The organism is Bacillus sp. SG20033, from assembly GCF_044570195.1.
GTDB classification, from domain to species: domain Bacteria; phylum Bacillota; class Bacilli; order Bacillales; family Bacillaceae; genus Bacillus; species Bacillus subtilis.
The window spans coordinates 3853470-3873764 of the sequence record NZ_CP172606.1 but is presented as its reverse complement, the minus strand read 5'-3'; the positions used below and the strand labels follow the sequence as shown (position 1 = coordinate 3873764).

The following is a 20295-nucleotide window of genomic DNA, read 5'->3' as shown; positions in this document are numbered from 1 at the left end:
GACAATCAGGCTACATAAGGAGGACATTCGACATGCCTTTAGTTTCTATGACGGAAATGTTGAATACAGCTAAAGAAAAAGGGTACGCTGTAGGACAATTTAACTTAAACAACCTTGAGTTTACTCAAGCGATTTTACAAGCAGCTGAAGAAGAAAAATCTCCAGTGATCCTTGGTGTTTCCGAAGGTGCGGGACGCTACATGGGCGGCTTCAAAACAGTCGTTGCTATGGTAAAAGCACTTATGGAAGAGTACAAAGTGACAGTTCCTGTTGCGATTCACTTAGACCACGGTTCAAGCTTTGAATCTTGTGCGAAAGCGATTCATGCAGGTTTCACATCTGTAATGATCGACGCTTCTCACCATCCATTTGAAGAAAACGTAGCAACAACTGCTAAAGTTGTTGAGCTTGCTCATTTCCACGGAGTATCTGTAGAAGCTGAGCTTGGAACAGTAGGCGGACAAGAAGATGACGTTATCGCTGAAGGCGTAATCTACGCTGATCCTAAAGAGTGCCAAGAGCTTGTTGAGCGCACTGGCATCGACTGCCTTGCACCAGCATTAGGTTCTGTTCACGGCCCTTACAAAGGTGAGCCAAACCTTGGCTTCAAAGAAATGGAAGAGATCGGAAAATCAACTGGTCTTCCGCTAGTTCTTCACGGCGGTACTGGAATTCCGACTGCTGACATCAAAAAATCAATTTCACTTGGTACAGCTAAAATCAACGTGAATACTGAAAACCAAATTTCTTCTGCAAAAGCTGTTCGCGAAACATTGGCAGCTAAGCCTGACGAGTACGATCCACGTAAATACCTTGGACCAGCTCGTGAAGCGATCAAAGAAACAGTTATCGGTAAAATGCGTGAATTTGGTTCTTCAAACCAAGCTTAATTCAATTGGAACTTTTTATAGCCGCCTGACAGCTTGACAGGCGGTTTTCCGTCTATCTTTAGAAAGCGCAATCATATTCGCAGTTCAGAAAATTTCTTAATCAGGGAGGCTTTTTGAAAATGTTATTCTTTGTTGATACAGCCAATATCGATGAAATTAGAGAAGCGAATGAATTAGGAATTCTCGCCGGTGTAACGACGAATCCTAGTTTAGTAGCAAAGGAAGCTAATGTATCATTCCACGACCGTCTTCGCGAGATCACAGACGTCGTGAAAGGCTCTGTAAGTGCAGAGGTTATTTCTTTGAAAGCTGAGGAAATGATCGAGGAAGGAAAAGAACTGGCGAAGATCGCACCGAACATTACGGTGAAAATCCCGATGACGTCTGACGGTTTAAAAGCGGTAAGAGCACTTACTGACTTAGGCATCAAAACAAACGTCACATTGATCTTCAATGCAAACCAGGCGCTTCTTGCTGCCAGAGCGGGGGCAACATATGTATCTCCATTCCTGGGACGTTTAGATGACATCGGCCACAACGGGCTTGACCTGATTTCAGAAGTTAAACAGATTTTTGACATTCACGGCCTTGACACGCAAATCATTGCAGCGTCAATCCGCCACCCGCAGCACGTGACAGAAGCTGCTCTTAGAGGGGCTCATATCGGCACAATGCCGCTGAAAGTCATTCATGCGCTCACTAAACACCCGTTAACAGACAAAGGAATCGAACAATTCCTGGCAGACTGGAACAAATAATGAAAGGGGCGGCAAACAGCTTTATGCCTGTTTGCCGCGGCCTTTGTATTTCACCGACCTGATACAGCGGATCTTCAGATGCTGACGCCGCTTTACAGAGAAGGAATCATTGGGCTGCAGAAGCTGATATCGGAATGAAGGGTATGCGTACTGCTTTTGCCGGATGACGACGATGTCTCTCGAGCCGGCGGGTCTCTGTGCATCTTTTGAAACCTGTACCCCCCAAAGCTTCGCTATTTTCTTCCTGATATTTTACAATGTGTTGTATTCTTTCTCTTCGAATTGGCTAGATTTTGGACATGAGCTTTATTTGCAGAGACAGAATAAAATGACATTTTATTTAGCTCCGCAGCTATCTTCTTATGGAAGGAGACTATCATGGAAAAGTTGAATATTGCCGGCGGTGACTCGTTAAACGGTACAGTACATATCAGCGGCGCTAAAAACAGCGCTGTTGCGTTAATACCTGCAACCATTTTGGCAAATTCCGAGGTGACAATTGAAGGGCTTCCAGAGATTTCAGATATTGAAACGCTGCGTGACCTGTTAAAGGAAATCGGCGGCAACGTGCATTTTGAGAATGGGGAAATGGTTGTTGACCCTACGTCGATGATCAGCATGCCGCTTCCTAACGGGAAAGTAAAAAAGCTTCGCGCGTCATATTATTTAATGGGGGCGATGCTCGGCCGCTTCAAGCAGGCGGTCATTGGATTGCCTGGCGGCTGTCACTTAGGGCCCCGTCCGATTGATCAGCATATCAAAGGCTTTGAAGCACTCGGAGCTGAAGTAACCAATGAACAAGGCGCCATTTATTTGCGAGCTGAAAGGCTGAGAGGCGCACGGATTTATTTAGATGTCGTAAGCGTTGGGGCAACGATTAACATTATGCTCGCCGCTGTTTTGGCAGAAGGGAAAACGATCATCGAAAACGCTGCCAAGGAGCCTGAGATCATTGACGTCGCGACATTGCTTACCAGCATGGGCGCCAAAATCAAAGGTGCGGGCACCAATGTGATTCGAATCGACGGCGTGAAGGAACTGCACGGCTGCAAGCATACGATCATTCCGGACAGAATTGAGGCCGGGACATTTATGATTGCAGGGGCTGCAATGGGCAAGGAAGTCATTATCGATAACGTCATTCCCACTCATCTAGAGTCGTTAACGGCAAAGCTGAGAGAAATGGGCTATCATATCGAAACAAGCGACGACCAGCTCCTCATTGTCGGCGGGCAGAAGAACTTAAAGCCGGTTGACGTTAAAACCCTCGTATACCCGGGGTTTCCGACTGATTTACAGCAGCCGATGACGGCGCTACTGACAAGGGCGAAAGGGACGAGTGTCGTCACAGACACCATCTACTCGGCAAGATTCAAGCACATTGATGAGCTGAGACGAATGGGTGCCAATATGAAAGTAGAAGGCAGATCTGCCATCATCACAGGTCCTGTCGAGCTTCAAGGCGCAAAAGTGAAGGCGAGTGATCTGCGTGCCGGAGCCTGCTTGGTGGTAGCCGGACTGATGGCTGATGGCGTCACGGAAATTACGGGACTGGAGCATATTGACCGCGGATACAGCAGCCTTGAGAAGAAGCTTGAGGGGCTTGGAGCGACAATTTGGCGTGAAAGAATGACTGACGAAGAAATAGAACAGCTTCAAAATTCATAATGGTTTCTTGTGAGAGGAGATCGTGTTGAAATGGAAAGAAGTTTATCAATGGAATTGGTACGTGTGACCGAAGCTGCGGCATTGGCATCAGCAAGATGGATGGGCCGGGGAAAAAAAGATGAGGCTGATGAAGCGGCAACAAGTGCAATGAGAGACGTTTTTGATACAGTGCCGATGAAAGGGACTGTTGTAATCGGTGAAGGGGAAATGGACGAAGCGCCAATGCTGTATATCGGGGAAAAACTCGGAAACGGGTACGGCCCGCGCGTGGATGTCGCAGTTGACCCTCTTGAAGGCACAAACATCTTAGCAAGCGGCGGCTGGAATGCGCTGACGGTGATCGCGGTCGCAGACCATGGCACGCTTCTGAATGCTCCTGACATGTATATGCAAAAAATCGCAGTCGGTCCGGAAGCGGTGGGCTGCATTGACATCGAAGCACCTGTCATTGACAACCTTAAAGCGGTGGCAAAAGCGAAAAACAAGGACGTTGAGGACGTCGTTGCCACAATTTTAAACCGTGAAAGACACGAAAAAATCATTTCCGAGCTTCGTGAGGCCGGCGCCAGAATCAAATTGATCAATGACGGCGATGTCGCAGGCGCCATCAACACGGCTTTCGACCACACGGGCGTTGATATCCTGTTCGGATCAGGCGGCGCTCCTGAGGGTGTGCTTTCCGCTGTTGCGTTAAAAGCACTCGGCGGAGAAATCATTGGTAAACTTCTTCCGCAAAGCGAAGAAGAAATCACTCGCTGTCACAAAATGGGCCTTGATTTAAGCAAAGTCCTTCGCATGGAAGACCTTATGAAGGGTGATGACGCGATTTTTGCAGCTACAGGGGTTACTGACGGCGAGCTGTTAAAAGGAGTTCAATTCAAAGGCTCTGTCGGTACAACTGAAAGCTTAGTTATCCGTGCAAAATCCGGCACTGTTCGTTTCGTTGACGGCAGACACAGCTTGAAAAAGAAACCAAATCTTGTAATCCGTCCATAACAAACAGAAAAAGCGGGTGTGAGCCCGCTTTAACTTTTGCAGAAAAGCGTCAACTCTATCAATTCCGTGTCAAAACCTTATTTCAGTTGAATAATTTTTTGAAATAAGGTAAAAATAAAGAGTGCTGCGAATTTTACTGCGTAATACCTTCTTTTAAGCACTAGGAAAGTTTCAATTTCTACCGCATACAGACGATATAAGTATTGATCTTCTCATGTTTTTGTCCTCGCTTCCTTCAAAACTCATTAAGACAATCCTTTTAACAAAAGCGCCGATCATGGGTGGAAGTGTTACCGATAGAAGTTCCTTTATGTTAAAAAAAGAATGTGCTTTGGCGGATGTTGTGCAAAAGCAGCAGATGACATGTTCAGAGTAAGATATTGACTATGAAAAGCGTGGTGTTTTTATGAAAGACGTATCTATTTCCTCTTTGGAAAATATGAAATTGAAAGAGCTTTATGAACTTGCAAGACATTATAAAATCTCCTATTACAGCAAACTGACAAAAAAAGAACTCATTTTCGCCATTCTGAAAGCGAATGCAGAACAGGAAGATCTGCTGTTTATGGAAGGCGTTCTCGAGATCATCCAGTCTGAAGGTTTCGGATTCCTGAGACCGATCAACTACTCTCCAAGCTCAGAAGACATTTACATCTCAGCTTCACAAATCCGCCGTTTCGATTTGCGGAACGGAGACAAAGTATCTGGCAAGGTTCGCCCGCCAAAAGAAAATGAGCGTTACTATGGACTTTTGCACGTTGAAGCAGTAAATGGGGATGATCCCGAATCTGCAAAAGAGCGTGTGCATTTCCCGGCTCTTACGCCACTTTATCCGGATCGTCAAATGGTGCTTGAAACAAAGCCGAACTTCTTGTCTACAAGAATTATGGACATGATGGCGCCGGTTGGATTTGGGCAGCGCGGATTGATTGTTGCGCCGCCAAAAGCCGGAAAAACGATGTTGCTGAAGGAAATTGCCAACAGCATTACAGCGAACCAGCCTGAAGCAGAGCTGATCGTGCTTTTAATTGACGAAAGACCTGAGGAAGTAACCGATATCGAGCGCTCTGTAGCTGGGGATGTCGTCAGCTCAACGTTTGATGAAGTGCCGGAAAACCATATCAAAGTGGCCGAGCTTGTGCTTGAACGTGCAATGCGTCTCGTGGAACACAAAAAAGACGTCATTATTCTGATGGACAGCATCACACGGCTTGCCCGCGCCTACAACTTAGTGATTCCGCCAAGCGGAAGAACGCTTTCCGGGGGGATTGACCCAGCGGCGTTCCACCGTCCGAAACGCTTCTTCGGGGCTGCGAGAAATATCGAAGAGGGCGGCAGCTTAACCATCCTTGCTACGGCTCTGGTCGATACAGGTTCACGTATGGATGATGTCATTTATGAAGAATTCAAGGGAACAGGCAACATGGAGCTCCATCTTGACCGCTCTCTTGCCGAGCGCCGCATCTTCCCTGCCATCGATATTCGCCGTTCAGGAACGCGCAAAGAAGAGCTGCTTGTGCCTAAAGAGCATCTTGATCGTTTATGGTCTATCCGCAAAACGATGTCTGATTCACCTGATTTCGCAGAAAAGTTCATGAGAAAAATGAAAAAAACCAAAACAAACCAGGAATTTTTCGATATTCTCAATCAAGAATGGAAACAGGCAAATCTATCATCTGCAAGAAGGTAAATTGTATTTGCAAAAGAAGTAAATCACTGATATAATTTTCTCATATGCGTTTCGGACAATGCTCCGAAATAATAACTCTGTTTCCACACGGGATTCAGGGCGGAAGGAGATGGATACAATGAAAGCAGGAATTCATCCTAATTTCAAAAAAGCAACAGTTAAATGCGCTTGCGGAAATGAATTTGAAACAGGCTCAGTAAAAGAAGAGGTACGCGTTGAGATTTGCTCTGAATGCCACCCATTCTACACTGGCCGTCAAAAATTCGCTTCTGCTGATGGTCGTGTTGATCGCTTTAACAAAAAATACGGTCTTAAGTAATAATAGATTTCTCAACAGGCAAGCAGCAGTCTTGCCTGTTTTTTATATTGTCTAAAACACAGCTGGCAGAGAGAGGGGAGCGAAGCCTATGTACATAATGAAACAAAGCGGGTGGCTTGAGCTGATTTGCGGCAGCATGTTCTCAGGGAAATCTGAAGAGCTGATCAGAAGAGTGAAGAGAGCAACTTATGCCAAGCAGGAAGTCAGGGTATTTAAGCCTGTAATTGATAACCGATACAGCGAAGCTGCTGTTGTCTCCCATAATGGAACATCGATGACGAGCTATGCCATTTCGTCTGCTGAGGACATTTGGGATCACATCAGTGAAAGTACAGATGTGATTGCGGTTGATGAAGTGCAGTTTTTTGATCAGGAAATTGTTGAGGTTTTATCATCTCTTGCCGATAAAGGCTACCGTGTGATAGCAGCAGGCCTTGATATGGATTTTAGGGGAGAGCCGTTCGGTGTCGTCCCGAATATCATGGCGATTGCGGAAAGTGTGACAAAGCTGCAAGCCGTCTGTTCTGTTTGCGGATCACCGGCGAGCAGAACACAGCGCCTCATTGACGGCAAACCTGCTTCTTACGATGATCCGGTCATTTTGGTTGGTGCATCTGAATCATATGAAGCAAGATGCAGACATCATCACGAAGTCCCAGGAAAATCTAAAAAATAGTCCAAAACATGGGTATAAAGATAGAATGCACCGGCTAAAAACACCGGTGTTTTTTTTATATTCTGATAATATTCAATTAAAAAATTTAAATAAGTATATTAAAAAATTAAGTAATTTTCTTCCCTTGAATTTTGATTTTGACAGGCATACAATAGCTTACGTAATGTAAATAGTTTTGAGACATTGTTCGAATAATTGTCACAAAGTCGCATAAAGATCATGATCGGTCATATTTTAGATGGGTTATTACTTAACTTGGTTAACTATTTCAAGAAAGAAGGAGATTTGCTTGAATAACATAAAAAAAACGAAAGAAGGCCACTTAGAAACAACTCTTAGAGGAAAAGAAGTTTTATCTATTCCTACTTTAAATAAAGGCGTTGCTTTTTCACTAGAAGAAAGACAAGAACTCGGCTTAGAAGGGCTTCTGCCGCCAACTGTACTTTCTCTTGATCAACAAGCACAACGCGCGTACGAGCAATTCCAAGCGCAGCCTGACCGCCTTCGTCAAAATGTTTACTTAAGTGATCTTGCAAACCGTAACGAAGTTCTTTTCTATAAATTGCTGAAAAACCATCTTCGCGAAATGCTTCCTGTTGTGTACACGCCAACAGTTGGTGAAGCGATTCAGGAATACAGCCATGAATATAGAAGACCTCAAGGAATCTACTTGTCAATCGATAACATTGACGGTATTGAAAAAGCGTTTGAAAACCTTCATGCGACAGCAGGCGATATTGATCTTATCGTTGCTACTGACTCCGAAAGCATTCTCGGTATCGGTGACTGGGGTGTAGGCGGTATTAATATCGCAATCGGTAAATTGGCTGTTTACACTGCTGCAGCTGGTATTGACCCTAGCCGTGTTATCCCGGTTGTGCTTGATGTCGGTACGAACAACGAAAAACTTCTAAACGATCCTTTATATATTGGTAACAAGCATGAACGTGTTCAAGGTGAACGCTACGAAGCTTTCATTGACGCTTATGTAAAAGCTGCATTGAAATTCTTCCCTAAAGCGCTTCTTCACTGGGAAGACCTTGGCAACAAAAATGCACGCAACATCATGAAAAAATACAATCATGAAATCCTGACATTTAATGATGATATTCAAGGTACTGGCGCGATTACACTTGCAGGTGTGCTTGCCGCTATGAAGAAAACCGGCGCTTCTATTAAAGATCAGCGTGTTGTTATCTTCGGTGCTGGTTCTGCTGGTATCGGTATTGCTGACCAAATCCGTGACACAATGGTGCTAGCCGGATTATCTGAAGAAGAAGCTAACAAACGTTTCTACACACTTGATTACAGAGGCTTGCTGACTGAAGAAATCGAAGGCATCCTTGATTTCCAAAAACCTTACCTTCGCAATGCGGATGAAGTGAAAGACTGGAAGCGCGATGAAAAAGGTCAAATTCCATTCGATGAAGTGGTTCGTCAAGCGAAGCCAACGATCTTGATTGGTACTTCAGGGGTTTCAGGTGCATTCACAGAGGAAATTGTAAAAGAAATGGCATCTCACGTAGACCGTCCGGTTATCATGCCGATGTCTAACCCGACTCACCTTGCTGAAGCTGTTCCTGAAGATCTGTTCAAATGGACTGACGGAAAAGTGCTTATTGCAACAGGAAGCCCATTTGACAATGTAGAATACAACGGTGTTTCTTATGAAATCGGACAATCTAACAACGCATTCGCGTTCCCTGGTCTTGGACTTGGTTCAATTGTAGCTGAAGCGCGTATCATTACACCTGCTATGTTTGCTGCAACTGCTGATGCGATTGCTGAAATGGTTGATCTTGAAACACCTGGAGCAGGATTGCTTCCAAGCATTGATAAGCTTCAAGAGGTTTCTATCCAAGTTGCGATTGCCGTTGCTGAAGCAGCAATTAAAGACGGCGTGGCAAATCGTCAGCCTGAAGATGTGAAACAAGCGGTACTTGATGCAATGTGGACACCTGAATACAAAAAAGTCATCGCGAAATAATTAGCGAGTAAATTTTTCTGTCCGAGGGAAAGCTTTTTGTAAAGCTAAAGTATACGGACATAGGATTTGGAGGAGAATATTTTGAGCATCTTAGATATCTTAATCCTCCTGGCGCCGATCTTCTTTGTTATCGTGCTGGGTTGGTTTGCAGGACATTTTGGAAGTTATGATGCCAAGTCGGCAAAAGGGGTAAGTACGTTAGTAACGAAATACGCACTTCCAGCTCACTTTATCGCTGGTATTTTGACAACTTCCAGAAGTGAATTTTTATCACAAGTACCTTTAATGATTTCTTTAATTATTGGGATTGTTGGTTTCTATATCATCATTCTTTTGGTTTGCAGATTTATTTTCAAGTATGATTTAACGAACTCATCTGTATTTTCTTTGAACTCTGCACAGCCGACATTCGCATTTATGGGTATCCCGGTATTGGGAAGCTTATTCGGAGCGAATGAAGTTGCGATTCCGATCGCGGTCACAGGTATCGTGGTTAACGCGATTCTTGATCCGCTCGCGATCATTATCGCTACTGTTGGTGAGTCTTCTAAGAAAAACGAAGAGAGTGGCGACAGCTTCTGGAAGATGACAGGAAAATCAATCCTGCATGGTCTTTGTGAGCCGCTTGCAGCTGCTCCGTTAATCAGTATGATCTTAGTGCTGGTTTTCAATTTCACTCTTCCTGAGCTGGGTGTTAAAATGCTTGATCAGCTTGGAAGCACAACATCTGGTGTTGCTCTCTTTGCTGTCGGTGTTACCGTTGGTATTCGTAAAATTAAACTCAGTATGCCGGCTATCGGTATTGCGTTACTAAAAGTTGCGGTTCAGCCTGCGTTAATGTTCCTGATTGCTCTTGCTATCGGACTTCCAGCTGACCAAACAACAAAAGCAATCCTTCTTGTTGCATTCCCTGGTTCTGCCGTTGCAGCCATGATTGCGACTCGTTTCGAGAAACAAGAAGAAGAAACTGCAACTGCGTTTGTGGTCAGTGCGATTCTGTCATTGATTTCACTTCCAATCATTATCGCGCTTACTGCGTAACAAAAAAAGCTCCCTTTACGGGAGCTTTTTGCTTTAGGTTTGAAATTTGAACAGTGACAGCAGCGGTTTTTTTCTCGTTTTGGTTTTTTCAGAAGCAGCAGCGGTCTCGGGGATCGGCTGAGCGGTGAATTCTTTCATTTGTGAGGTCAGTGATTGCAGATCTGCAAGAATATCATCGATTTCTCTGCGGTGCTGAAGCAGCTGGTAAGATACACCTTCATCGGCTTTTTGTTTCAGCTGGCGTTCCAGCTCCGACATCCTTGCCATCAATTCGCTTTCGTCCTGCCTTTGCTGTAAAAGGGTGTCCAGCTTTTGTTCAAGCTGCTCGATTCTTCGTTCTGTGTCGCTATTTGTTTTTTGGACAAGGAAGCCTGTGCGCTTTTTAGCACTTTTTGGCAGATGAATATCCTGAATCGCCGTGCCTTCAGAGATTTGTTTTTGAACGGATTTTAGAACCTTCACGTCTTCTGCTGTGAACGAATAGTGTCCGAGTTCATTGCGTTCGGCCGGAAGATTCAGCTGCTTCACCCACCGCTGCACCGTTTTTGCGGAGACGCCGAGTTCACTTGCTACCATATTTGTATTCATGATCCCATACCTCCTTTTAAGCTAGGTATTCGACCATAGAATGAGGTTCCCTTCCCGTTAGACAAAACAAGAAAAGATTCGGCAAAGAAAGTGGGTATCTCCTTTTTTTCTTCAAAAACTGTTATTGTTCATACAGTTCTAATGGAAGCTGGTCAGGATCAAAAAAGAAGGTGAAACGCTTGCCGGTCAGCGGATCTGTTCTGATTGGCTCTGTTTCGATTCCTTTTTCATGAAGCTCCTGAACCGCCTTATCCAAGCTGACGACTGTAAAGGCGAGGTGACGCAGGCCTGCGGCTTCAGGCCGGGTTTGTCGTTCGGGCGGATCGGGAAACGAGAACAGCTCAATGACATATGAGCCGTTAAGCGACAAATCAAGCTTATAGGAGCCGCGCTCTTCGCGGTACGTTTCTTGAATCACCTGAAAACCAAGCTTATGTACGTAGAAAGCTTTCGACTTTTCGTAATCTGAACATATGATTGCAATATGATGTATGGATTTCAGCAACATCATCCCTCCTCGAATTCCAGTATAGCAGAGGGAGCTTTTCCAGCTGGGATTGAAATGCTTTTGACTGGGGTTAATCACTATACTATAATGAGAATGTTACGCACAGGAAAACAGAGGTGAAGACCGTGTTAGACCGTTTAAAATCAATTGAAGAACGATACGAGAAATTAAATGAGCTTTTAAGCGATCCAGAAGTAGTCAACGATCCGAAAAAGCTAAGAGAATATTCAAAAGAGCAATCTGATATACAAGAAACAGTTGACGTATATAGACAATACAGAGATGCGTCAGAACAGCTGGCTGATGCAAAAGCGATGCTTGAAGAGAAGCTGGATGCTGAGATGCGCGACATGGTGAAGGAAGAGATTTCTGAACTTCAGAAGGAAACGGAAACACTGTCCGAACGCCTGAAGGTGCTCCTGATCCCGAAAGATCCTAATGACGACAAAAACGTTATCATGGAGATCCGCGGGGCTGCGGGAGGCGAGGAAGCCGCTTTATTCGCGGGCAACCTGTACAGAATGTATTCCCGTTATGCTGAGCTTCAAGGCTGGAAAACAGAGGTCATGGAAGCGAATGTAACCGGAACGGGCGGCTACAAAGAGATCATCTTTATGATTACAGGAAGCGGCGCGTATTCTAAACTCAAATATGAAAACGGCGCCCACCGCGTGCAGCGTGTTCCGGAAACGGAATCCGGCGGCCGTATCCATACATCCACTGCAACAGTGGCATGTCTTCCTGAGGCAGAAGAGGTAGAGGTTGACATCCATGAGAAGGATATCCGTGTCGATACGTTTGCTTCAAGCGGACCGGGCGGACAAAGCGTTAACACAACAATGTCTGCGGTTCGTCTGACTCACTTGCCGACAGGTGTTGTTGTATCATGCCAAGACGAAAAATCTCAAATTAAGAACAAAGAAAAAGCAATGAAGGTTCTCCGTGCCAGAATCTATGATAAATTTCAGCAGGAAGCCCAGGCTGAATATGATCAAACACGGAAATCAGCAGTCGGATCTGGTGACCGCTCTGAACGTATCCGCACATACAACTTCCCGCAAAACCGTGTGACGGATCACAGAATCGGTTTGACGATTCAAAAGCTTGATCAGATTCTTGAAGGAAAACTTGACGAAGTGGTTGAAGCGCTGATTGTTGAAGATCAGGCAAGTAAGCTTCAGCAGTCGGAAGGTTAAGATGAAGACGATATTCGAAGCCCTGAAATGGGCTTCTTCTTATTTAACCGAAGCGGGAAGAGAAGAAAATGCGGCCGAGCTCCTATTGCTTTATGATACCGGAATGGAGAGAAGCAAACTGCTCGCAAGCTTACAGGAACCGATTGGTGAAGACGAACTGTATCGCTTTAAGCGTCACGTTGAGATGCATAAAGAGGGCGTGCCGGTTCAATACATTATAGGAAAAGAGTTTTTTTATGGACGGGAATTTATGGTGAATGATGATGTGCTGATCCCGCGGCCGGAAACTGAAGAAGTTGTCTTTCATTTGCTTGAAAAATATCGGAGTGTCTTTTCTGAAGACGGCAAGCTCGAAGTTGTTGACGTTGGTACAGGGAGCGGCGCAATAGCCGTCACGCTTGCGCTTGAAAACCAAAGCTTTTCTGTGTCGGCGGTCGATATTTCGAAAGAGGCGCTGCAAGTCGCCTCTGCCAATGCAGAAAAACTCGGAGCGAATGTGCGCTTTTATCAGGGCGATCTGCTTGAGCCTTTTATTAAGGCGGGAAAAAAAGCGGATATCATTGTCTCAAACCCGCCATATATTTCAGAGGAAGAAATGGCTGATCTATCGGAAATTGTCCGTTTTCATGAGCCGCTGCACGCTCTCACCGATGGCGGAGACGGGCTGAAATTTTATAAGCGGTTTATGGAAGACATTCCGCTTGTCATGAAGGATAAAGTATTTGTCGTTTTTGAAATCGGATGGAACCAGGGAGCGGCGGTCAAAGACCTGATCCTCAAGGCGTTTAAGGGAGCGGAAGTGGAAGTGCTGAAAGATATTAATGGAAAAGACAGAACCATATGCGCTCTGATTCATAAAAATAAATAAGCAGCTTGCTGGCGAGTGAATGGATCAAGCTGTTTAACACCAGCAAAGGGGATGTAAACATGAAAAAGGCCCTGACAGCAGGAATCCTGCTCATTGCGATTGAGAGCATGATTGGCACCATTTTTCCGCAGGCTCTTTCATATGAAGCGATTTTTGGCGTTGCGTCTCTCGTTTTAGTGGGGCTCGCGATCATTACATCGGGTTTGGCTGTAAGCGGAAGCGATCAGCGGGCAAACTACCATTCAGAAACCAAAGAAGGCCGTACATCTCGCATGAAAATGGCGGCCGCTTTCTTTGTTGCGGCGATACCTTCCATTCTATGTTATTTGCTGACGATATTGTTTTAATAAAAAAGGAAGCCTCTTAGGCTTCCTTTTTTTGCAGTAAAACAGAGTCCCATATCCAATAGATAAGAGCTGTTAATACAGCGAAAAGATAGAAGGCTGTATTTTGAAACAAAGATTGTCCCGAAGGCTGAAGCACGCCGAAAATGATCGCGTTGGCAATAAAAGCAGCGACAAGGTAATACAGCAGATACAAAGGGCTGAACCGTTTCGACTTTTTATTCATCATGATTTGAAGCGGCAGTGCGAAGATCAAATAAGGAAACAGAAAATAAAATGCCATTGTGATGAGAGCGGCAATGATAAATGAATGAATATAAATTACTGAATAAAGAACGGACATCGTGAATGCTGATAACAGCACTGTATAATTGTATTTCATCTTAAACCTCCTAAAACACTATCGTACCATAAATAAGATTAACAGCTTGCTAGATTTTTTTCACCCTGCACGTTTACCCCCGGCTCTCCTTGTCCATAATAGGGCTAGAAACAAAGCACGGAGAGGAACGGTGGGGACCGATGAAAAAAACAGTAATCATTTGTATATATATCTTTCTTTTACTATCTGGAGCGCTCGTAGGGCTGGCAAAAGAAGAGACGGCACAGAAATCGGAAAATCAGCCGGTGGTCATACCGGATCAGGCGATTCGTCTGAGAATATTGGCAAACAGCGATAGTGACCAAGATCAGCAATTAAAACGTCATATAAGAGACGCGGTGAATAAAGAAATCACAACTTGGGTAAAGGATATTACTTCTATTGAAGAAGCGCGTCGCGTGATTCGTTCAAAGCTGCCTGAAATCAAAGCAATTGCAAAGGAAACAATGGAGAAAGAAGGAGCGAATCAGTCGATATCTGTTGATTTTGACAAAATCTCGTTTCCGACAAAGCTTTACGGCAACATGGTATATCCTGCCGGTGAGTATGAAGCGATTTTGATTACGCTTGGAAACGGAGACGGCGCCAACTGGTGGTGTGTGCTGTTCCCGCCCCTCTGCTTTCTCGATTTTTCTAACGGGGAAGCCGTCAAAGAACAAGAAGATAAAGAAGCCTCAAAAAAGCAGACTGAAAAAGTGCTTGAGGACGTAACCGCTAAAGCGGAAAAAGCCAAAAAAGAAGAGAACGAAGAAAAAGAAGACGGCACAGAAGTGAAATTCTTTTTAGTCGAATGGATTTCCGACCTTTTTTCCTAATCATCTGGTCTAAAAATAGATTTGCCTCATAGATTGGAAGAAAGAACGCAAAAACGGGGTGAACGGATGTTTTATCAACTGCGGGTGGCAAGGGAAAAAGACGGAGATGTGCTCGAGGCATTTTTAAAACAGGCGAAAACCAGCTATGAAGGTGTGAAAGAAGGCTTCACTCAATTTCTTATGCTGGAGGACAGTGAGAAAAACATTGCCGGATGCCTCGGTATTGAAAAAATAAGCTGTGACCAGGGGCTGCTGCGATCACTTGTCATATCGGACAAGCTTCACCAAGGACATATCGTCACGCTTTTTCAAAGCATGGAGGTGCTGTGCGAAAAGCATCAGATCAAAACCGTGTACCTAGTAGCAAATCAGCATTCCTCTGCGGACTTTCTGACGGCCATGGGTTTTGAAAGAGCTGAGAGTGTACCGGAGGAGCTGTTTTCTTCTGATCACTTCTGTGAATCGCGGCAAACAGAAGGAGCCGTTTTGATGAAAAAAGCGTCTGGATAAGTGCAGTTTATACACATACTTATCCACTTCTTTATTAGCGTTGTCCACAATTTGTGGATAACGCTTGTTTTATTACAGGACATCTTTTATACTTTCAAAAGGATTACACGCGTAAAACAATCGTTTTATTGTTGTGAATAAGGAGTTTGGTCAGAAATGAAAACGAAAAGATGGTTTGTGGATGTAACTGACGAGTTATCCACAAATGATCCACAAATTGCACAAGCAGCCGCTTTGCTCCGAGAAAATGAGGTCGTTGCCTTTCCGACAGAAACAGTATATGGCCTAGGCGCAAACGCAAAAAATACGGATGCCGTCAAAAAAATATATGAGGCGAAAGGGCGGCCGAGCGATAATCCCCTGATTGTCCACATTGCGGATATCAGCCAGCTTGAGGATTTAACGGGCCCGGCGCCGGAAAAGGCGAAAACATTGATGAAACGGTTTTGGCCGGGAGCACTTACGCTCATTCTGCCTTGCAAACCTGATGCGCTTTCACCTCGTGTAACGGCAGGTCTTGAAACGGTTGCCATTAGAATGCCGGATCATCCGCTTGCCCTTGCATTGATTCGCGAATCGGGACTGCCGATTGCAGCACCGAGCGCCAATCTATCAGGCAAGCCAAGTCCCACAAAAGCAGAGCATGTGGCTCACGACTTGGATGGCCGCATAGCCGGTATTATGGATGGAGGCCCTACCGGAATCGGGGTCGAATCAACCGTGCTTTCATGTGCGGACGACATCCCTGTTCTCTTGCGTCCTGGCGGCATTACGAAGGAACAAATTGAAGCGGTGATCGGGCCGATCCATGTGGATAAAGGGCTCAGCGACCAAAACGAGAAGCCGATTTCTCCAGGGATGAAATATACACATTATGCGCCGACAGCGCCTCTTGCCATTTGCGAAGGCAGCCCAGAGCGCATTCAGCACCTCATTCAAGAATATCAACAGGGCGGAAGACGGGTCGGTGTCCTGACGACAGAAGAAAACGCGGGCGTTTATTCCGCTGATTATGTGAAGAGCTGCGGAAGACGGGCTCAGCTTGAGACTGTTGCGGCAGGGCTGTATGATGCTTTGCGCAGCTTTGATGAGAATAAGGTGGATTTCATTATAGCGGAATCCTTTCCGGATACAGGTGTCGGTCTTGCTATTATGAACAGGCTGATGAAAGCCGCCGGAGGAAGAGTGATTCGCTGAAAGCAGTCAGATGTTCTAACCCTTTTTGGACACGCATAGGCTAAAAAAGCGGGGCGTGTCCAAGGGGGTTATTTATGTATGTCGGATTTGTTTATAGGCGAACTGATTACATTAAGCATCATGGCGTTTGCTTTAGGGATGGATGCTTTTTCTGTCGGCCTTGGAATGGGCATGGTCAAACTTAGAAAGAAGCAGATATTCTATATTGGTTTCATCATCGGCCTCTTTCACGTCATCATGCCTCTCGCAGGGATGGTGGCCGGTAACATGCTGTCAGGGCTCCTCGGCGTGTTAGCGGTTTATATCGGTGGGGCGCTGCTTTTTGTTCTTGGGGTTCAAATGCTTATGGCCTCTTTTAAACAGTCAGAAGAACGATTCATGTCACCGGCAGGGCCGGGCTTATTGCTGTTTGCCATCGGCGTCAGCCTTGACAGCTTTTCCGTCGGCTTGAGCTTGGGGATATACGGCTCGCATCCGCTCCTCACAATTACCCTGTTCGGGCTGTTCAGCATGATGTTGACATGGCTGGGCCTGCTGGTCGGAAAACAAGTGCAGTCATGGCTTGGCACATACAGCGAAGCGCTCGGGGGCATCATATTAATCGCGTTTGGATTAAAGCTGCTTTTGCCAATTTAATATACCAATAAAAGAAACGAAGTCGCCGTTTCTTTTTTCTTCATATATAATAGAGAAAAATAAGGGGTGACTGACATGGATATTATTTTTGTCTGTACTGGAAATACGTGCCGCAGCCCAATGGCTGAGGCGCTTTTTAAATCAATTGCAGAAATGGAAGGGCTGAATGTCAATGTCCGCTCGGCAGGCGTGTTTGCTTCACCTAATGGGAAAGCGACGCCTCATGCAGTCGAAGCGCTGTTTGAAAAACACATTGCCCTTAATCATGTGTCTTCTCCATTAACTGAAGAACATATGGAGTCGGCTGATTTGGTTCTGGCTATGACCCATCAGCACAAACAGATCATTGCCAGCCAATTTGGACGTTATCGTGATAAAGTGTTTACGTTAAAAGAATATGTTACAGGCCGCCATGGTGATGTCATCGATCCGTTCGGCGGCTCAATTGACATCTATAAACAAACGCGAGATGAGCTTGAAGAGCTTCTTCGGCAGCTGGCAAAACAGCTGAAAAAAGACCGTAGATAAGTTGTCAGAAAATCTGCAAACAGGTCATTTGCAAATCCTGCGTGAAGGAGTAGAATATAGTGAAAAGCACATCATATGGTGTGAATCAAAGAGCGGACAGGCTGCGCGGTCAATAAAGCGGGCGGGCCGCATCACACACGCTGGGAGGAAAAGCAGATGAAAGTAGCCATTGCATCGGATCATGGCGGCGTTCACATTCGAAATGAAATCAAAGAGTTAATGGACGAATTGCAAATTGAATATATTGATATGGGCTGTGACTGCGGCAGCGGCTCTGTCGATTATCCGGATTATGCTTTTCCGGTGGCCGAAAAAGTGGTTAGCGGCGAAGTTGACAGAGGCATTTTAATTTGCGGGACAGGTATCGGCATGAGCATTTCCGCTAATAAAGTAAAAGGGATTCGCTGCGCGCTGGCGCACGATACCTTCAGCGCGAAGGCGACGAGGGAGCATAATGACACAAACATCCTTGCGATGGGTGAACGGGTGATCGGACCTGGTTTGGCTCGGGAAATCGCAAAAATCTGGCTGACTACTGAGTTTACCGGGGAAGACACCAAACGCGTATTGGAAAAATCTCAGATTATGAAGAGAAAAACCTGTAGGGGTGCTGTTTAATGAATGAGTTGAAACAAACGTGGAAGACGATGCTGTCTGAGTTTCAGGACCAAGCAGAATTGAAACAAGATCAGCTCTTCGTCCTTGGATGCAGCACGAGCGAAGTGGCCGGCAGCCGGATCGGCACATCGGGCAGTGTAGATATCGCTGAAAGCATCTACAGCGGACTTGCCGAGCTTCGGGAAAAAACGGGAATCCATCTGGCGTTCCAATGCTGCGAGCATTTGAACAGAGCGCTTGTCGTCGAAGCAGAAACAGCCAAGCTGTTCAGGCTTCCAACCGTTTCTGCCGTGCCCGTTCCAAAAGCGGGCGGAGCGATGGCGTCTTATGCGTTTAAGCAGATGAAGTCTCCTGTTCTTGTTGAAACCATTCAGGCTGATGCCGGAATTGATATAGGCGATACGTTTATCGGCATGCATCTGAAGCCGGTGGCTGTCCCTGTGCGTGTCTCTCAAAACAGCCTCGGTTCAGCTCATGTGACATTGGCGCGTACACGGCCGAAACTAATCGGCGGAGTGCGGGCGGTTTATGAGTGCGAATGAAAGGACTGCATAGCCAGTCTTTTCTTTTATTTTAAGACAGTGAAATAAATTCCGAACTTTAAATTAAATTTAAGTTATTAATATTCGTTTTTACCAATAAAAATTTAGATTTTTTAAAAATAATCTTTTACATCGGCCTTAAAAACCATGTACAATAGTGATGGTAAAAACAAAGAACAGGATACGGATAGGAGAGGATCTCGCTGATGAAACATTTACCTGCGCAAGACGAACAAGTGTTTAACGCCATTAAAAATGAGCGTGAACGCCAACAGACTAAGATCGAATTGATTGCTTCTGAGAACTTTGTAAGTGAAGCGGTTATGGAAGCACAAGGATCTGTTTTGACAAATAAGTACGCAGAAGGATATCCGGGCAAACGCTACTACGGCGGATGCGAGCACGTCGATGTCGTTGAAGATATCGCCCGTGACCGCGCGAAGGAAATCTTTGGAGCGGAGCATGTAAACGTTCAGCCTCATTCAGGCGCACAAGCAAACATGGCAGTGTACTTCACGATTTTGGAGCAAGGCGATACTGTACTTGGGATGAACCTCTCCCACGGCGGCCATTTAACACACGGAAGCCCAGTCAACTTCAGCGGTGTTCAATATAACTTTGTTGAGTACGGCGTAGATAAAGAAACTCAATATATTGATTACGATGACGTGCGTGAAAAAGCCCTCGCTCATAAACCGAAGCTTATCGTAGCAGGAGCAAGTGCGTATCCTCGTACAATCGACTTTAAGAAATTCCGTGAAATTGCTGATGAAGTCGGCGCTTACTTCATGGTGGATATGGCACATATCGCAGGACTTGTTGCGGCAGGCCTTCATCCAAACCCGGTTCCTTACGCTGATTTCGTTACAACAACAACACATAAAACACTTCGCGGTCCTCGAGGCGGTATGATCCTTTGCCGTGAAGAGTTTGGCAAGAAAATTGATAAATCGATCTTCCCTGGAATTCAAGGCGGCCCGCTGATGCACGTTATTGCCGCAAAAGCTGTTTCATTCGGTGAAGTATTGCAGGACGATTTCAAAACATATGCAGAAAACGTCATTTCAAACGCGAAACGTCTGGCTGAAGCCTTAACGAAAGAGGGCATCCAGCTCGTTTCAGGCGGAACAGACAACCACCTTATCCTTGTTGACCTTCGTTCGCTCGGACTGACTGGTAAGGTTGCGGAGCATGTACTTGATGAAATCGGTATTACGTCTAACAAAAACGCGATTCCATATGATCCTGAAAAACCTTTCGTAACAAGCGGCATCCGTCTTGGTACAGCTGCTGTAACCAGCCGCGGTTTTGACGGAGACGCATTAGAAGAAGTCGGTGCTATCATTGCGCTTGCATTGAAAAACCACGAAGATGAAGGAAAACTTGAAGAAGCAAGACAGCGTGTAGCTGCTCTGACTGATAAATTTCCTTTATATAAAGAATTAGATTATTAAGATCCTAAAACCCGCTTGGGCTTATGCCCGGCGGGTTTTTTGACGATGTTCTTGAAACTCAATGTCTTTTTTTGTAGAATCAAT

Annotated in this window: 23 protein-coding genes and 1 pseudogene; 21 read left to right on the top strand and 3 right to left on the bottom strand. The window is 45.3% G+C overall.

What is annotated here, in order from left to right; genetic code table 11:
• The first annotated feature begins 32 nt into the window (after window positions 1-32).
• From ACFVP7_RS20370 to ACFVP7_RS20325, 10 genes are all read left to right on the top strand, one after another.
• Window positions 33-890, top strand: a complete 858-nt coding sequence (locus ACFVP7_RS20370; RefSeq protein WP_003243339.1) for a class II fructose-bisphosphate aldolase — start codon at window positions 33-35, stop codon at window positions 888-890.
• Between the two features lie 119 nt (window positions 891-1009).
• Window positions 1010-1648 (top strand): fructose-6-phosphate aldolase, encoded by a 639-nt coding sequence (fsa, locus tag ACFVP7_RS20365; RefSeq protein ID WP_003227626.1) that lies wholly within the window; start codon window positions 1010-1012, stop codon window positions 1646-1648.
• 378 nt (window positions 1649-2026) lie between these two features.
• On the top strand, window positions 2027-3316 hold the full coding sequence (locus ACFVP7_RS20360; RefSeq protein WP_003227628.1) for a UDP-N-acetylglucosamine 1-carboxyvinyltransferase: 1290 nt from the start codon (window positions 2027-2029) through the stop codon (window positions 3314-3316).
• Between the two features lie 30 nt (window positions 3317-3346).
• Window positions 3347-4312: a class II fructose-bisphosphatase gene (gene glpX, locus ACFVP7_RS20355; RefSeq protein ID WP_338731351.1), complete on the top strand. Its 966-nt coding sequence runs from the start codon at window positions 3347-3349 to the stop codon at window positions 4310-4312.
• Between the two features lie 214 nt (window positions 4313-4526).
• On the top strand, window positions 4527-4688 hold the full coding sequence (locus ACFVP7_RS20350; RefSeq protein ID WP_003227632.1) for a hypothetical protein: 162 nt from the start codon (window positions 4527-4529) through the stop codon (window positions 4686-4688).
• A 30-nt stretch (window positions 4689-4718) separates the two neighbouring features.
• Entirely contained in the window at window positions 4719-6002 is a 1284-nt protein-coding gene (gene rho / locus ACFVP7_RS20345) for a transcription termination factor Rho (RefSeq protein ID WP_003221939.1), read from the top strand.
• Window positions 6003-6120: 118 nt separating this feature from the next.
• Window positions 6121-6321, top strand: a complete 201-nt coding sequence (rpmE, locus tag ACFVP7_RS20340) for a 50S ribosomal protein L31 (protein WP_003151132.1) — start codon at window positions 6121-6123, stop codon at window positions 6319-6321.
• An 88-nt stretch (window positions 6322-6409) separates the two neighbouring features.
• On the top strand, window positions 6410-6997 hold the full coding sequence (locus ACFVP7_RS20335; protein ID WP_123373655.1) for a thymidine kinase: 588 nt from the start codon (window positions 6410-6412) through the stop codon (window positions 6995-6997).
• Between the two features lie 289 nt (window positions 6998-7286).
• Window positions 7287-8984, top strand: coding sequence for an oxaloacetate-decarboxylating malate dehydrogenase (gene malS / locus ACFVP7_RS20330; protein ID WP_227058186.1), 1698 nt, complete (start codon window positions 7287-7289; stop codon window positions 8982-8984).
• Between the two features lie 81 nt (window positions 8985-9065).
• Window positions 9066-10025, top strand: a complete 960-nt coding sequence (locus tag ACFVP7_RS20325; RefSeq protein ID WP_003242497.1) for an AEC family transporter — start codon at window positions 9066-9068, stop codon at window positions 10023-10025.
• 33 nt (window positions 10026-10058) lie between these two features.
• On the opposite strand, the gene racA is transcribed toward ACFVP7_RS20325, so the two are convergent.
• Window positions 10059-10613: a chromosome-anchoring protein RacA gene (gene racA, locus ACFVP7_RS20320; RefSeq protein WP_021480817.1), complete on the bottom strand. Its 555-nt coding sequence runs from the start codon at window positions 10611-10613 to the stop codon at window positions 10059-10061.
• Window positions 10614-10734: 121 nt separating this feature from the next.
• Window positions 10735-11121: a VOC family protein gene (locus ACFVP7_RS20315; protein ID WP_015251008.1), complete on the bottom strand. Its 387-nt coding sequence runs from the start codon at window positions 11119-11121 to the stop codon at window positions 10735-10737.
• 125 nt (window positions 11122-11246) lie between these two features.
• Here ACFVP7_RS20315 and prfA point away from each other — a divergent pair, with 125 nt between their 5' ends.
• Genes prfA through ACFVP7_RS20300 form a run of 3 tightly spaced genes read left to right on the top strand, consistent with a single transcriptional unit; the run spans window position 11247 to window position 13532 of the window.
• Window positions 11247-12317 carry a peptide chain release factor 1 gene (gene prfA / locus ACFVP7_RS20310; protein WP_003227645.1) on the top strand — a complete coding sequence of 357 codons (1071 nt, stop codon included), beginning with the start codon at window positions 11247-11249 and terminating at the stop codon, window positions 12315-12317.
• A 1-nt stretch (window position 12318) separates the two neighbouring features.
• Window positions 12319-13185 (top strand): peptide chain release factor N(5)-glutamine methyltransferase, encoded by an 867-nt coding sequence (prmC, locus tag ACFVP7_RS20305; protein ID WP_021480814.1) that lies wholly within the window; start codon window positions 12319-12321, stop codon window positions 13183-13185.
• Window positions 13186-13244: 59 nt separating this feature from the next.
• Window positions 13245-13532, top strand: coding sequence for a DUF5316 family protein (locus ACFVP7_RS20300; RefSeq protein WP_003244050.1), 288 nt, complete (start codon window positions 13245-13247; stop codon window positions 13530-13532).
• A 16-nt stretch (window positions 13533-13548) separates the two neighbouring features.
• Here the strand turns inward: ACFVP7_RS20300 and ACFVP7_RS20295 are convergent, their stop codons facing one another.
• Window positions 13549-13911, bottom strand: coding sequence for a UPF0715 family protein (locus ACFVP7_RS20295; RefSeq protein WP_338731343.1), 363 nt, complete (start codon window positions 13909-13911; stop codon window positions 13549-13551).
• A gap of 140 nt (window positions 13912-14051) precedes the next feature.
• Between ACFVP7_RS20295 and spoIIR the strand changes: the two genes are divergently transcribed.
• The 8 genes and pseudogenes from spoIIR (at window position 14052) to glyA (ending at window position 20211) form a co-directional block, all read left to right on the top strand.
• Entirely contained in the window at window positions 14052-14726 is a 675-nt protein-coding gene (gene spoIIR / locus ACFVP7_RS20290) for a stage II sporulation protein R (protein WP_003227654.1), read from the top strand.
• 66 nt (window positions 14727-14792) lie between these two features.
• A complete protein-coding gene (locus ACFVP7_RS20285; protein WP_003244265.1) occupies window positions 14793-15236 on the top strand; it encodes a GNAT family N-acetyltransferase in 444 nt (147 codons plus the stop codon).
• Between the two features lie 156 nt (window positions 15237-15392).
• On the top strand, window positions 15393-16433 hold the full coding sequence (locus ACFVP7_RS20280) for an L-threonylcarbamoyladenylate synthase (protein WP_019712588.1): 1041 nt from the start codon (window positions 15393-15395) through the stop codon (window positions 16431-16433).
• Window positions 16434-16511: 78 nt separating this feature from the next.
• The gene (locus tag ACFVP7_RS20275) at window positions 16512-17069 is read left to right on the top strand and encodes a manganese efflux pump MntP family protein (RefSeq protein ID WP_338731342.1); all 558 of its coding nucleotides are present in this window, start codon (window positions 16512-16514) and stop codon (window positions 17067-17069) included.
• 75 nt (window positions 17070-17144) lie between these two features.
• On the top strand, window positions 17145-17597 hold the full coding sequence (gene prpB, locus ACFVP7_RS20270; RefSeq protein ID WP_338731341.1) for a protein arginine phosphatase PrpB: 453 nt from the start codon (window positions 17145-17147) through the stop codon (window positions 17595-17597).
• 156 nt (window positions 17598-17753) lie between these two features.
• A pseudogene (rpiB, locus tag ACFVP7_RS20265) lies at window positions 17754-18202 on the top strand (ribose 5-phosphate isomerase B).
• A 12-nt stretch (window positions 18203-18214) separates the two neighbouring features.
• On the top strand, window positions 18215-18757 hold the full coding sequence (locus ACFVP7_RS20260; RefSeq protein WP_003227667.1) for a TIGR01440 family protein: 543 nt from the start codon (window positions 18215-18217) through the stop codon (window positions 18755-18757).
• Between the two features lie 206 nt (window positions 18758-18963).
• Window positions 18964-20211: a serine hydroxymethyltransferase gene (glyA, locus tag ACFVP7_RS20255; RefSeq protein ID WP_015714869.1), complete on the top strand. Its 1248-nt coding sequence runs from the start codon at window positions 18964-18966 to the stop codon at window positions 20209-20211.
• Window positions 20212-20295 lie beyond the last annotated feature (84 nt).

Coding starts and splice junctions, on each gene's coding strand:
- ACFVP7_RS20370 (WP_003243339.1), top strand. CDS start 33: ATGCCTTTAGTTTCTATGACGGAAATGTTGAATACAGCTAAAGAAAAA.
- fsa (WP_003227626.1), top strand. CDS start 1,010: ATGTTATTCTTTGTTGATACAGCCAATATCGATGAAATTAGAGAAGCG.
- ACFVP7_RS20360 (WP_003227628.1), top strand. CDS start 2,027: ATGGAAAAGTTGAATATTGCCGGCGGTGACTCGTTAAACGGTACAGTA.
- glpX (WP_338731351.1), top strand. CDS start 3,347: ATGGAAAGAAGTTTATCAATGGAATTGGTACGTGTGACCGAAGCTGCG.
- ACFVP7_RS20350 (WP_003227632.1), top strand. CDS start 4,527: ATGTTTTTGTCCTCGCTTCCTTCAAAACTCATTAAGACAATCCTTTTA.
- rho (WP_003221939.1), top strand. CDS start 4,719: ATGAAAGACGTATCTATTTCCTCTTTGGAAAATATGAAATTGAAAGAG.
- rpmE (WP_003151132.1), top strand. CDS start 6,121: ATGAAAGCAGGAATTCATCCTAATTTCAAAAAAGCAACAGTTAAATGC.
- ACFVP7_RS20335 (WP_123373655.1), top strand. CDS start 6,410: ATGTACATAATGAAACAAAGCGGGTGGCTTGAGCTGATTTGCGGCAGC.
- racA (WP_021480817.1), bottom strand. CDS start 10,613: ATGAATACAAATATGGTAGCAAGTGAACTCGGCGTCTCCGCAAAAACG.
- ACFVP7_RS20315 (WP_015251008.1), bottom strand. CDS start 11,121: ATGTTGCTGAAATCCATACATCATATTGCAATCATATGTTCAGATTAC.
- prmC (WP_021480814.1), top strand. CDS start 12,319: ATGAAGACGATATTCGAAGCCCTGAAATGGGCTTCTTCTTATTTAACC.
- ACFVP7_RS20300 (WP_003244050.1), top strand. CDS start 13,245: ATGAAAAAGGCCCTGACAGCAGGAATCCTGCTCATTGCGATTGAGAGC.
- ACFVP7_RS20295 (WP_338731343.1), bottom strand. CDS start 13,911: ATGAAATACAATTATACAGTGCTGTTATCAGCATTCACGATGTCCGTT.
- spoIIR (WP_003227654.1), top strand. CDS start 14,052: ATGAAAAAAACAGTAATCATTTGTATATATATCTTTCTTTTACTATCT.
- ACFVP7_RS20285 (WP_003244265.1), top strand. CDS start 14,793: ATGTTTTATCAACTGCGGGTGGCAAGGGAAAAAGACGGAGATGTGCTC.
- ACFVP7_RS20280 (WP_019712588.1), top strand. CDS start 15,393: ATGAAAACGAAAAGATGGTTTGTGGATGTAACTGACGAGTTATCCACA.
- ACFVP7_RS20275 (WP_338731342.1), top strand. CDS start 16,512: ATGTCGGATTTGTTTATAGGCGAACTGATTACATTAAGCATCATGGCG.
- prpB (WP_338731341.1), top strand. CDS start 17,145: ATGGATATTATTTTTGTCTGTACTGGAAATACGTGCCGCAGCCCAATG.
- ACFVP7_RS20260 (WP_003227667.1), top strand. CDS start 18,215: ATGAATGAGTTGAAACAAACGTGGAAGACGATGCTGTCTGAGTTTCAG.
- glyA (WP_015714869.1), top strand. CDS start 18,964: ATGAAACATTTACCTGCGCAAGACGAACAAGTGTTTAACGCCATTAAA.